This is a genomic window from Nocardia sp. NPDC060249, from assembly GCF_042728755.1.
Classification (GTDB): Bacteria; Actinomycetota; Actinomycetes; order Mycobacteriales; family Mycobacteriaceae; genus Nocardia.
Genome location: NZ_JBHXAQ010000001.1, coordinates 872159 through 885070, shown reverse-complemented (window position 1 = coordinate 885070; position 12912 = coordinate 872159). Strand labels below are relative to the sequence as shown.

The window sequence follows — 12912 nt, the reverse complement described above, 5'->3', positions numbered from 1 at the left end:
CCTACACCCCGTGACCCGACTGTGCCTGCGAGGGACGCCATTTCAGCAGGCGGCCCTCCGCGAAACCGATGAGCGATTCCGCGATCAGGGCGACCACGGTGATGATGATCATGCCCGCGTAGATGCCTGCCGCGTCGAAGGTGCCCTGCGCGTTGGAGATCAGCAGTCCCAAACCCTTACTGGCACCGGCGTATTCACCGACGACCGCGCCGATCAGCGCGAAACCGAAGGCGGTGTGCAGGCTGGACAGGATCCAGGTCGTGGCGCTGGGCAGCACGATGGAACCAAGGATCTGGCGTTTGCTCGCACCCAGGATGCGGGCGTTGTTGATGACATTGCCGTCGACTTCCCTGGCGCCGGTGAAGGCGTTGAAGAACACGGCGAAGAACACCAGCACCACCACGGTCGCGACCTTGGAACTCAGACCCAAGCCGAACCAGATGATGAACAGCGAGGCCAGCACGATGCGGGGAACGGCGTTGAGCGCCTTGATGAACGGGGCGAGCACGTCGGCCCAGTAGCGGCTGCGGCCCAGCAGGGTGCCCAGGACGACGCCGGCCACGGTGCCGATCACGAAGCCGAGCACGGCTTCCTGGACGGTGGTGAAGATCTGCAGCCAGATCGATCCGAACTGCGTTCCCTCGGTGAACCATTCGACCAGCCGATCCCAGATCAGGGAGGGCTTGGAGTAGAAGAAGGGGTCGATCCAGACGCTGGCGACCAGCTCCCACGAGCCCAGCCACAGCACGATCAGCGCGACCCGCAGACCCCACACCCGCAGCGTGGACTTGCGGTTCTTCGCCTTGACCCTGGCGAGGATCTGTTCCTCGGATTCGGCTTCGACCTCCGGCGCGGTGGCCGCTGTCTTGGTCATCGTCTCAAGCGACACGGGTCGCTCCCTTCGTGCGAGCCGCCTCGACCTGATCGCGCAGCGTTTCCCAGATTTCCCGGTAGAGGTCGCGGAATTCCTCGGTGAGGCGGACCTCTTCGACATTGCGCGGACGTTCGAGGGTGACGCGGAAGTCACCGCAGACGGTCGCGGGGCTCGCGGTCATCACGACGACCCGGTCGGCCAGCGCGATGGCCTCCTCGAGATCGTGGGTCACGAAGATCACCGCGGCGTCGGTGCCTGCCCACACGCGCAGCAGTTCGTCCTGCATGAGCTGGCGGGTCTGCACGTCGAGCGCGCTGAACGGCTCGTCCATGAGCATGATCTCGGGTTCGTTCACCAGAGTCTGGGCCAGTGCGACGCGCTTGCGCATGCCGCCGGAGAGCTGGTGCGGGTAGTAGTCCTCGAACCCGGCCAGCCCGACGATGCGCACCCACTCGGCGGCCTTCGCCTTCGCCTGCGCCTTGGACACGCCACGGAAGCGCGGGCCGAGCGCGACATTGTCGAGCACGCTGCGCCACGGCAGCACCGCATCCTGCTGGAACATGTAGCCGATACCGTCGGGAATGCCGTCGACATCCTTGCCGTGTACCAGCGTGCGCCCCGCCGAGGTGGGCTCGAGGCCCGACACCAGCGAGAGGGTGGTGGACTTACCACAGCCGGTCGGGCCGACCACCGCGACGAATTCGCCTGGCGCAACGGTGAAGTCGATGTTCTCCACCGCGGTGTGGATGCCACCGTCGGTTCCGGGAAAGCGCTTCGTCGCGCCCCGGAGTTCGATGAGTGGATTGCTCATTGCTGCTCCTGTGTCCGGCGCCGCCTGGGTGTGATGTGCGGCCGCTATCGAAAGATAAGTGTTGTGGGTCACAGGGTGCGCGCTTGTGCGCACAACCAGCGCAAGCGGCGATACGGACGTTGTGCGCATTGTGCTCACAGCCACCAGGCGTGCCTACACTGAGCCGGTGAGGCTGTTCCCCCGTGGCGTCCGGCTGCGGACGCAGATCGTGTTGCTGCAGGTCGCGCTGGTAGCGTTGATCCTGGGGCTGGCGTTCGGGGTGTTCGCCTACCTGAGCGATCAGCGGCTCTCGGCCGAGTACGGGCAGCGGGCGCTGGCCATCGCGCGCACAGTCGCCAGCGATCCGGTGGTGCGCGACGAGGTCGCCCGGTACGCGGCGCTGGAGCCGGGGCCGTTGCCGCGCGCGGAGCTCGCGAGCGGGGAACTGGAGCAGACGGCCGAGGCGGCGCGGCTACGGACCGGGGCGCTGTTCGTGGTGATCACCGATGACGCGGGATTGCGGTTGGCCCATCCCGACCCGGCACGACTGGGCCAGAAGGTGAGCACCGACCCCTCGCAGGCGCTGGCAGGGCGCGAGGTGGTGATTCGCGAGCACGGCACGCTCGGCGACTCGGTACGGGCGAAAGTGCCGGTGCGCGAACCCGGTTCGGATCGGGTGGTGGGCGAGGTGAGTGTCGGGATCTCCACCGAGGCGGTGAGCGATCAGCTGGTGAGCGACCTGCGCCGGGCCGCCGTCTTGGTGTTGGGCGCACTGTTCACGGGGATCGCGGGGTCGGTGTTGCTGGCGCGACGGTGGCACGGGTTGACCCTGGGCTTGCAGCCCGCCGAGCTGGCCGAATTGGTGCGCGAGCAGGATGTGGTGCTGCACGGGATCGGCGTGGGGGTGGTCGCTGTCGATGCCAGGTGGCACACGACGGTGATCAATGACGAGGCGCGCGCCTTGCTCGGAATCGATGGGGAGAGTGGACGTCCCGTGGATTCGATCGGGCTCACGCCGCGTGTGCTCGAGGCGTTTCGCGCCGCCGACGGGCAGCCGGTGCAGGCGGCGGTCGGCGACCGGATCGTCGTGGTCACCGCCAGGACGGTCACCCGGGAGGGACGCGCGCTGGGGGCGGTGCTCGATGTGCGCGATCGGACCGATGTGGAGTCGCTGACCCGGCAGTTGGACGCGGTGCGGTCGATGAGCACGGTGTTGCGGGCGCAGCGGCACGAGTTCGCCAATCGGTTGCATCTGCTCAGTGGGTTGCTGCACGGTGATCGACCCGGCGAGGCCGCCCGATACATCGACGAGCTGCTCGGGTCGGGGCCGCTCGGCGCCGCGATGCCGGGGATCGAGGCGGTACGCGATCCGTATCTGCAAGCGTTTCTCGCCGCCAAGGCCGCTCATGCCAGGGAGAACGGGGTGTCGTTGCGGCTGGGGCCGAGCACCTGGGTGGACGCGAATCTCGTTGCGCCGGTGGATGTGACGACAGTGCTGGGCAATCTGCTCGACAATGCGATCGATGCTGTGCGCGCCGTCGGGCCTGGCGTGAACGCCGAGTTCGACGCACACCTCCGCGAGGATTCCGCGGCCGACGGGCCCGGCGCGCGGGCCCGTGCGCTCGTCGAGGTCGAGTTGGTGCAGGAGGGATCCACGCTGCACATCACCGTCGCCGACAGCGGCCCGGGAATCGGACCGGAATTGGTGGATTCGCTGTTCGCCGACGGGGTTTCGACGAAACACGATGGCGGGGTCCCCGGCGGTCGCGGGGTGGGGTTGGCGTTGTCGCGGCAGGTCGCTCGGGCGCTCGATGGCGATGTGTGGTTGGCCTCGGCCGGCGAGGCCGGTGGGGAACTGCGTGGGGCGGAGTTCATCGCGCGCCTACCCGGCGTGCTCAGCGAGGGAGAAGTGTCGTGAACCGGCCCGATTTCACCGTGCTCGTGGTCGACGACGACTTCCGGGTGGCGAACATGCATGCCGGAATCGTCGGCGCGCTCCCCGGATTCGCTGTCGGCGCGGTCGTCAACACCGTCGCCGCCGCCCGTCAGGCACTCGCCACGACCGCCATCGATCTCGCCCTGGTCGACGTCTATCTGCCGGATGGTTCGGGCATCGATCTGGTGCGCGAGTTGCACTGCGACGCCATGATGCTCACCGCTGCCACCGAATCGACCACGGTCCGGGCCGCCGCGACGGCGGGAGCGTTGGCGTATCTGGTGAAACCGTTCGATCACACCGTCCTCGCCGCCCGCCTGGCCGGCTACGCCCGTTACCGCAGAATCCTCGCCGTCCCCGAGGTGAGCGCACGCGAGGTCGACGCGGCGTTCGAAGCGCTGCGACCCCTCCCGGCCACCCCGGACCGGGGATCCGCCACCGCCTCCCCCACCCGGGAACTCGTCCTCCGAGCGGTGCACGGGGCCACCGCCCCGATGTCGGCGGGCGAGGTCGCCACCGCCATCGGAATCTCGCGGGCCACCGCCCAGCGCTACCTCGCCGCTCTCGTCACCACCGGCGATCTACGCATGCAACTGCGCTACGGCACCACCGGCCGCCCCGAACAGGAGTACTCCCCTACCCGCCGCACGCGGTGAGCGGCATGACCCACGTCGGCACCGAGACCCCGCCGGGTGCCGAGCGGTCCGGCGCACAAAATCAGTCGACCCGACGGTGACCCGGCAACTAGCGTTGATCCTCGCCATCACACCGCCGTCGAAAGGTCATGCCGTGCTCGAAGCCGAAGCGATCGCCGCCAACCGCGCGAATTGGGACGATCGGGCCGACGTGCACGCGCGTTCGCGGATGTACGACGTCGACGCCTTTCTGGCCGACCCGGACGACATCTCCTCGGTGGTGCGCAACGACCTCGCGGTACTGGCCCCACACCTTCCGGAATCCGGCATCCGGGGGCGGTCCCTGCTGCACCTGCAGTGCCACATCGGCACGGACACCGTGTCCTGGGCGCGGTTGGGTGCGATCGAGGTACACGGACTGGATCTGTCACCGAACTCGCTGCGCCACGCCGCGCGGATCGCCGCGGCCGACGGTCGCGAGATCACCTGGGTCGAAGGGGACGCGCGATTCGCCTCGGCGCTGCTCGACCGGCGCTTCGACACCATCGTGACCAGCGCGGGCACCATCGTCTGGCTGCCGGAGCTCACCGCGTGGGCGCGGTCGATCCATGACCTGCTCGAACCGGGTGGGGTGTTCGTGATCCGCGACGACCATCCGATTCTGGGTGCGATGCAGTACGAACCGTGGGAGATCGACGACGACTACCTCGGCGGGGGCGGTGCTCGGAGCTACTCGGACTCGGGTACCTACACCGAGGAATCCGAGGGGCAGATCGCGCACACCGCTAATCACGAGTGGCGCCACGATCTGGGGGAGATCGTCGGAGCGCTGCTCGGGGCCGGGCTCGTCATCGAGGCGCTGACGGAGCTGCCCTACATGGACTGGCCCGCGTTCTCCGATCTCGTGCCCTGCGAGCAGGGGTGGACGCTGCCCGACGGCGCACCGCGCATCCCGTTGAATTTCGCTGTCATCGCCCGCCGGCCTCGCCACTAGGCACTGTCGAGCCGCGAAGTCTCGGGCAGCGAGCGCAGGCACCACCGAGGCGGACGACGCCCGACACGCGGCGGGCGTTGTCCGGCTCTGATCAGCGTGACTGCAGCCAGCCGCCGATCCGCTGGGCGATGGCGTCGGGGGTGAGGCCGAGCTCTTCGAGGATCTCGTTGCGGGAGGCGTGGTCCAGGAATTGCTGGGGTACGCCGAGATCGCGAGTGGGGACGTCCAGGCCCGCGTCACGCAGGCGGGCGGAGACGGTGGAGCCGATGCCGCCGTGCAGGCCACCGTCTTCCACGGTGACGACGAGGCGATAGTTCTCCGCGAGCTTGACCAACGTGTCGGACACCGGGATGACCCAGCGCGGGTCGACGACGGTGACCGAAACGCCCTGGGGCTCGAGCAGTTCGGCGACCTTCATCGCGGTGCCGGCGAAGGGGCCGACGGCGACGATCAGGACGTCACCGTGCTGGGACTGCGCGGAACCCGCACCGGGCACGGCCAGTCGCAGCACATCCAGCCCGTCGAGCCGTTCCACGGCCGTGATGTCTTCGGCGACACTGCCTTTCGGGAATCGCAGCACGGTCGGACCGTCCGACACAGCGAGCGCTTCGGCCAGTTCCTCCCGCAGCGTGGCACCGTCGCGCGGGGCGGCGACGCGGATGCCGGGGATGATGCCCAGCAGCGAGAAGTCCCACATGCCGTTGTGACTGGCGCCGTCGGGGCCGGTGACGCCCGCGCGATCCAGCACGACCGTGACCGGCTGCTTCAGCAGCGCCACGTCCATCAGGAGCTGGTCGAACGCGCGGTTGAGGAAGGTGGCGTAGATGGCGATCACCGGGTGCATGCCACCCAGCGCCAGACCGGCCGCCGAGGCCATGCCGTGCTGTTCGGCGATGCCGACGTCGAACATGCGCTCGGGGAAGCGTTCACCGAACGCGGCCAGGCCCGTGGGGCCCGGCATGGCGGCGGTGATGGCGACGATGTCGGCACGGCGCGCACCGTGTTCGATGAGCTCCTCGGAGAACACCGCGGTCCAGCCCTTGGCCTTCTTGCCCGCCAGCGGGCGGCCGGTGAGCGGGTCGATCGGGTCGCAGGCGTGCATCTGGTCGGCGACGTGGTTCTCGGCGTGCTCGTAGCCGTTGCCCTTGCGGGTGACCACGTGCACCACGACCGGACCACCGAAGTCCTTGGCGCGCCGCATCGCAGCCTCGAGCGCGACGAGATCGTGGCCGTCGACCGGGCCGACGTACTTCATGCCCAGATCGGAGAACAGTTCCTGCGGGCTCACCGCGTCTTTGATCCCGGCCTTGAGCGCGTGGACCATCGAATACGCCGAATCCCCCACGGCCGGAATGCTTTTCAGGATGCGTTTCCCGGCGTCGAGCGCGTGCTCGTAGGCGGGCTGGGTGCGCAGGGCGGTGAGACGGTCGGCGAGTCCACCGATCGTGGGGGCATACGAACGACCGTTGTCGTTGACCACCACCACCACCGGGCGATCGGGCGCACCCGCGATGTTGTTGAGCGCCTCCCAGCACATGCCGCCGGTGAGCGCGCCGTCGCCGACGATCGCGACCGGGGTGCGGTCCTGCTCGGTGAGCGCGAACGCCTTCGCGAGGCCGTCGGCGTAGGACAGCGCCGCCGACGCGTGCGAGGACTCGACCCAGTCGTGTTCGCTCTCGGCGCGGCTCGGGTAGCCCGACAGACCGTCGCGGCTGCGCAGCGAGTCGAAGCGGTCCTTGCGGCCGGTGAGGATCTTGTGCACATAAGCCTGATGGCCGGTGTCGAAGATCAACGGATCGGCCGGCGAATCGAAGATCCGGTGTACGGCGATGGTCAGCTCGACCACCCCGAGATTGGGGCCGAGATGGCCTCCGGTGGCGGCGACCTTCTGCACCAGGAACTCGCGGATCTCGTCCGCCAGCTCCCGCAGCTGCGGCACGCTCAGCCGGCGCAGATCTTCGGGTGAATCCACCCGCGACAGCACTCCCACCTGAACTCGCTCCCTCCGGACTACATTGTGATCAGCCCAGTGTATTTGCCCGCGTGACGGGCACAGGCTCGCGGGCCCTTCCCAGCATGGGCACGGCGAGGTCTACGGTCGCGACGACGATACCGCCGCAGGCCCGGTGAACAGGACACGCGGGCGGAAATCGGGTTCGACCAAGGCTTACCTCACCGAGTTCCGGGCTGTGAGGACAATCTGCCCCGCGCGTCCAGGACCTGGCCACCAGCTCACCGCCCTACAGTGACGCTGTGATCCGACCGCACGGCGCGACGCGCACGATCGACCCCGGTGTGGTGGCGGGCATGCTCGACGAGGTGTACGCGGCCTGCCGCGACGACCTCTCCGGCGCACCCGCCGACTACATCCCCGAGCTCGCCGCCGTCGCACCGGATTCGTTCGGGCTGTGCCTGGCGACCGCCGACGGGCTCGTCTATCAGGTCGGCGACACCGATATCGGGTTCACCATCCAGTCCATCTCCAAGCCGTTCACCTACGCGCTCGCGCTGGCCGATCGCGGGCTCGACGGGGTGGCCGAGCACATCGATGTGGAGCCGTCGGGCGAGCCGTTCAACGAGATCAGCCTCGAACCCGACACCCAGCGCCCGAGCAATCCGATGATCAATTCCGGGGCCATCACCGCGGCCTCGCTGATCGACGGCCGCGACGCCGCCGACAAGTTCGAACGGGTCCGGCGCTGCTACTCCCGCTTCGCCGGGCGCGAGCTGACGATGAACGAGTCGGTCTACGAATCCGAAGCCCGCACGGGATACCGCAATCGGGCGATCGGGTACATGTTGCGCTCGGTCGGCATCATCGACGTCGACCCGGACGACGTGGTCGACCGGTACTTCCGGCAGTGCTCGATCGAGATCACCTGCGCCGATCTGGCCGTGATGGCGGCGACGCTCGCCGACAACGGGGTCAACCCGAAGACCCACGAACGGGCGCTGTCGACCGCGCTGACCGAACGGGTGCTGAGTGTGATGACCACCTGCGGCATGTACAACGCCGCCGGTGACTGGGTGACCACGGTCGGACTGCCCGCCAAGAGCGGGGTCGGCGGCGGGATCATCGCGGTGCTGCCCGGTCAGCTCGGGATCTCGGTGTATTCGCCGCGGCTGGACGGGCAGGGCAACAGTGTGCGCGGGGTCGCGGCGTGCCGGGAGCTGTCGCGGCGGCTCGAACTGCACTTCTGTCACGTGACCCGATCGGCGCGCACCGCGATCCGCGCCGACTACTCGGTGGCGCAGCTGCCGTCGCGGCTGCGCCGCACCCCCGAGGACGCCGAGTTGCTGGCCGCCCACGGTGACCGTGCGCGGGTCTACGAGCTGCACGGCGACCTGTTGTTCGCCGGTGCCGAGCGGGCGGTGCGCGCGATCGAGGGCAATGCCGACGAACTCGACGCGCTGGTGATCGACCTGCGCCGGGTCGGTGAGGTGAGCCAGGTGGCGCGCGGCATGGTCGAGCAGTTGCAGGCGGAGCTGGTGCGCCGGGGCAGCCGGGTGGCGCTGGTCGATCCCGACGCCAAGCTCGGTCACGAGGTGTCGAGTCTGGATCCGGACGATCCGCGCGGGCGGGTGTTCGTCGATCGCGACACCGCGACCGAATGGTGTGAGGACATCGTGCTCGACCGGCATCGGCCGCCGGGAACGCGCGCCGCCACCTCGATCGACCTCGACGAGCATCCGCTGCTGGTGGGGCTCGCCGCCGCCGACCGCGACCGGCTGTGCGCGGATTTCGTCACCCGCACCTTCGCCCGCGGTGAGGTGATCGCCGAGCGCGGCGAGCCACGGTCCGGGCTGTATCTGATTCTCGCCGGGCGGGTGCGGGCCACGTTCGCGGGCACCGACGGGCGGGTGCACCGGTTGGTGACCTTGTCGTCGGGGATGTCGTTCGGCGAGATCCCGATGTTGACCGGTGAGAAGTTCGTCAACGACATCGTCGCCGAGACCGGGCTGCGGGTGGCGGTGATGAGCGCGGCCGTGTTCGACGAGCTCGCCGAGCAGCGCCCGCACCTGAAGCTCGCCCTGCTGCAACGGCTCGCGGCGGGGGCGTACGCGCAGATGGAAGCCACCGTCCGAACCATCGCGGGCAACGCCGAGAACTACTGACCGTACGGCGGAACTCGGTCCGGACGCGAGACGTTGAGCAGCACAGCAGCCTTCGACCGACAGGAGTACCGCGGTGAGCAAGAAGTCCTGGCAGGCGAGCACGACCACCTTCGGGCGCGGCGTGGTCCGCGCGGTCCCCGATCTGATCCGGTTGACGCTGTCGGTGGAATCGCGCGCCGACACCGTCGCCGGGGCCTACGGGCGGGCCGGTGACCGGGTGAGCGCGGTCGTCGCGGCGCTGCGAGCCGCCGGGGTGAGTGACGCGGACATGGCGACCAGCGGCCTGAGCGTGCGCACCGAGACCGTCTACACCGACAACGGGCGCAACGAGATCGCCGGCTACCTGGCCTCCACCGGCCTCAGTGTGTCGCTGCGCGAAAACACCGGCGCCGACCCCGCCGACACGGTCGCCGCCGCGGTGAACGCGGGCGGCGACGATGTCCGCCTCGGCGGCCTCACCCGGGGCATCGCCGACCCGGCCCCTCTGCTCGAGCAAGCCCGCGACACGGCCTACGACGACGCGAAGGCGAAAGCCGAGCAGTACGCGACCCGCGCCGGAGTGACCCTGGGCGCCGTCCTGCAGATCACCGAGGACATCTCGCCCCAGACCTCCCGCGCCTACGACATCAGCGCGGAGATGGACTCCTCCCCCATGCTGATGGCCCGAGCGAGCTCCCCGGTTCCCGTGGTCCCCGGCGAAACCGAAGTCGGAGCGAGCGTCCGCGTGACCTGGGCCCTCGACTAGGCAGCCCGGCGCGGTCTACCCGGGGTGCGCGAGGAGCGCTTCGACGGCGCGTTCGGCGCTCTGGACGGCGCTTTCCATCGTGGCGCACCAGTCCGTGCGGGTCCAGTCGCCGGCCAGCATCAGGTTCGGGACCGAGGTGCGCTGGCCGGGGCGCAGGTTGTCGGTGCCGAGAACCTGGGAGAAGGTCGCCTTCGGCATCTTCACCACATGGCCGGTGACGACCTGAGCGTCGGCGGCTTCCGGGTAGTAGCGGCGGATGAGATCCATCTGCTCGGCGACGATCTCGCTGTTGCTCTTGTGGATCTGCTCGTACGCACCGCTGGTCGTCAGACAGTACAGCCAGGTGCCGTCGGGCGCGCGCTGGTGCATGCGCTGCCGGTCGAAGACCTGATCGATCACTCCGGTGCCGCCGATCAGCGCTTCCATCGCCGACTTCGTTTTCAGTGGCCGGTCCAGGTACAGGTTCGTACTCACGATCGGGGTGAAGCCCAGTTTGTCCGCGGCAGCGTAGATTTCGGCATGCTCGGGCAGGTCGTCGAGGAGCCCGCCGATACCGGAGTTCGGGACCGCGCAGATCACCGCGTCGGCCTCGACCACCGAGCCGTCCGCCAGCGCCACCCCCGTCGCCTTACCGCCGACGATGACGATCTTGCGGGCCACCGCCCGGTAACGCACGTCGACCCCGTGGCGTTCGAAGACCTTCTCGGCACCGGTGATGTAGAGCGTGTCCAGATCCACGGTGGGATAGCCGATCGTCACACCCGTCCGGGTCCGCAGCCCGATCCTGACCCCGGTGGCCAGCACGTCGGCGAACACCTTCGCCGACTCCTTGTCCACCGGTTCGGCGGCGATGCCGAGCGCGAGCCAATCCCACAGGGCCTCCCGCGCTTTCGGCGGCATCGCCAGACGCCGGAACCACTCGTCGGTGGTGATGTCGGCGAGGTACGCCGGCTGCCACAGTGCCTGGCGAACCAACGTCAGCGCGGAACGCAGCGCACGTAGCCGCTCCAGCGGTCCCGCGTCGGGATGCGCACCCATCAGCGTGCGCACGGCGGCGAAACCCTTGGTATGCAACATGACTGCGCGACCACCCGGCCAGCGCAGACTCCCGGCGCCGGGGAACTCCACGTACTGCCGGGTGCCCACGCTCTCCAGATACCGCCACAGGCTGCGGTACCCGCTGGCCACCACGTGCTGGCCGTTGTCGGCGAGGTCGTCCACCTCGGCGACCCGCATCGCCTGCGTGCGGCCGCCGAGCCGACCTCGCCGCTCCAGCAGAGTCACCTGTTCACCGGCTTCCGCCAGCCACACGGCAGCGGCCAGCCCGGCCAGCCCACCCCCGATGACAACGAACCGGCGTGAGTCGTTCACGTCCACCATTGAGACAATGTAGCGCGAACTCTCTCTTTCTATCGGCAGAATCGTCCGGGACCACCGACCACTCAGCGGTCGAGCAGCGCCACGCATTCGACATGGTGCGTCGCCGGGAACGCGTCGAAGGCCCGCAGCTCCGCCAGGTGGTAACCGGCGTCCAGGTACAACCCCAGATCACGCGCGAAAGCCGCCGGGTCGCACCCGATGTGCACAATCCGGCGAGGATCGGCATCGGCGACGGCGGCGACGACATCCTTGCCCGCCCCCGCCCGCGGCGGATCGAGCACCACGACATCCGGTCTACCGGAAGCACTGCGAGCCCACGGCTCGACCCGCTCACCGCGCAACTCCAGCCAGGGCAGATCCCCCAGCGCCGCCACCCCGTCGACAACCGCCGAACGAGCGGATTCGACACCGATCACCGCACCGGTCTGGCCCACCTGCTCGGCCAAGCGCGCCGCGAACACACCCACACCGGCGTAGAGATCCCACCCGGAACCGCCGGGAGCGAGCCCCGACCACTCGGCGATCAGATCCGAATAACATTGCGCCGCACCGCGATGTGCCTGCCAGAAACCCGTCGCCGACAACTCCCAGCGACGCCCCGCCACATACTCGACGACGCGACCCGAACCCTCGACCACACACTCCTCACGCGGCGCGTTCATCGCCGACTTCCGCGAAGCCGCCCGGTCCCGGATCGCCCCACGCTCGTCACTCACCGGCGGCGCCGACTCACGACGACGCCCGGGACGCCGGTCACGACCACGGCTCGCGCCACGCGGCGTCTGCGGGCGCCCGGAGGGCCCGCCGGCAGGAGTCTCGGCCAGTTCCACGATATGACGCACACCGTCACCGTCGATCGCGACCACCAGATCGGCCCCCGGCGTCCACAACCGATCCGCGACGCCGTCGAGCGCACCGGCGACCGGCTGCGGGCAGCGCAGATCCGTGATCACCTCCGTACTGCGGTACCGGTGCACACCGGCGCGCCCGGCACCGTCGACGACCAACCGCACCCGCGTGCGCCAACCACCGGTGACCGCACCCGAATCACCGGCGATCGGCTCGACCGTCACCTCGCGCTCGATCTTGGCCAACCGGCGCAACTGCTCTTCCACCACCGTGGCTTTGAGCGCGCGCTGCGCCGCGGGCGTCGCGAAGGAGAAGTCACAGCACCCCGCACCGCCCGGCCCGGACACAGCACAGGTCGCGGGTACCCGGTCCGGGGACGCCTCGATGATCTCGATCGCGTCGGCCCGGCAGAACGAGCCGCCGCGGTCCTCGGTCACCCGGGCCCGCACCAGCTCACCGGGCAGCCCGTGTCGCACGAACACGACCCGGCCCTCGTGACGCCCGACGATGAACCCGCCGTGCCCGGGCGACCCGAGGCGCACCTCGAATTCCTGTCCGCTCCCATCACTCACGGCCACACCCACTCTCACCCT

General features: G+C 69.2%; 10 protein-coding genes. 5 read left to right on the top strand and 5 right to left on the bottom strand.

The genetic code is table 11. The features are described 5' to 3' along the window. Position 1 precedes the first annotated feature (1 nt). Together ACFWFP_RS03895 and ACFWFP_RS03890 are read right to left on the bottom strand one after the other, a co-directional pair. Positions 2–889 carry an ABC transporter permease gene (locus tag ACFWFP_RS03895; protein WP_379292983.1) on the bottom strand — a complete coding sequence of 296 codons (888 nt, stop codon included), beginning with the start codon at positions 887–889 and terminating at the stop codon, positions 2–4. Then, the gene (locus ACFWFP_RS03890; protein WP_379292981.1) at positions 879–1685 is read right to left on the bottom strand and encodes an ABC transporter ATP-binding protein; all 807 of its coding nucleotides are present in this window, start codon (positions 1683–1685) and stop codon (positions 879–881) included. Before ACFWFP_RS03890 ends, ACFWFP_RS03895 begins: the two co-directional genes overlap by 11 nt. Positions 1686–1851: 166 nt before the next feature. On the opposite strand from ACFWFP_RS03890, the gene ACFWFP_RS03885 reads away from it, so the two are divergent. From ACFWFP_RS03885 to ACFWFP_RS03875, 3 genes are all read left to right on the top strand, one after another. After that, positions 1852–3582 (top strand): ATP-binding protein, encoded by a 1731-nt coding sequence (locus ACFWFP_RS03885; protein WP_379292980.1) that lies wholly within the window; start codon positions 1852–1854, stop codon positions 3580–3582. Next, complete coding sequence (locus ACFWFP_RS03880) at positions 3579–4256, top strand: response regulator (RefSeq protein WP_379292979.1); 678 nt, start codon at positions 3579–3581, stop codon at positions 4254–4256. The genes ACFWFP_RS03885 and ACFWFP_RS03880 overlap by 4 nt, the downstream gene beginning before the upstream one ends. Positions 4257–4389: 133 nt before the next feature. Further along, positions 4390–5229 carry a class I SAM-dependent methyltransferase gene (locus ACFWFP_RS03875; protein ID WP_379293756.1) on the top strand — a complete coding sequence of 280 codons (840 nt, stop codon included), beginning with the start codon at positions 4390–4392 and terminating at the stop codon, positions 5227–5229. Positions 5230–5320: 91 nt separating this feature from the next. Here the strand turns inward: ACFWFP_RS03875 and dxs are convergent, their stop codons facing one another. Beyond that, positions 5321–7219, bottom strand: coding sequence for a 1-deoxy-D-xylulose-5-phosphate synthase (gene dxs, locus ACFWFP_RS03870; protein WP_379292978.1), 1899 nt, complete (start codon positions 7217–7219; stop codon positions 5321–5323). A 317-nt stretch (positions 7220–7536) separates the two neighbouring features. On the opposite strand from dxs, the gene glsA reads away from it, so the two are divergent. Then, positions 7537–9345 (top strand): glutaminase A, encoded by a 1809-nt coding sequence (glsA, locus tag ACFWFP_RS03865; protein WP_379293755.1) that lies wholly within the window; start codon positions 7537–7539, stop codon positions 9343–9345. A 73-nt stretch (positions 9346–9418) separates the two neighbouring features. Next, positions 9419–10090 (top strand): SIMPL domain-containing protein, encoded by a 672-nt coding sequence (locus ACFWFP_RS03860; RefSeq protein ID WP_379292977.1) that lies wholly within the window; start codon positions 9419–9421, stop codon positions 10088–10090. Positions 10091–10105: 15 nt separating this feature from the next. Here the strand turns inward: ACFWFP_RS03860 and hpnE are convergent, their stop codons facing one another. Both hpnE and ACFWFP_RS03850 read right to left on the bottom strand, forming a co-directional pair. Continuing rightward, entirely contained in the window at positions 10106–11470 is a 1365-nt protein-coding gene (hpnE, locus tag ACFWFP_RS03855; RefSeq protein WP_379292976.1) for a hydroxysqualene dehydroxylase HpnE, read from the bottom strand. A 62-nt stretch (positions 11471–11532) separates the two neighbouring features. Continuing rightward, positions 11533–12891, bottom strand: coding sequence for a class I SAM-dependent RNA methyltransferase (locus tag ACFWFP_RS03850; protein WP_379292975.1), 1359 nt, complete (start codon positions 12889–12891; stop codon positions 11533–11535). Positions 12892–12912 lie beyond the last annotated feature (21 nt).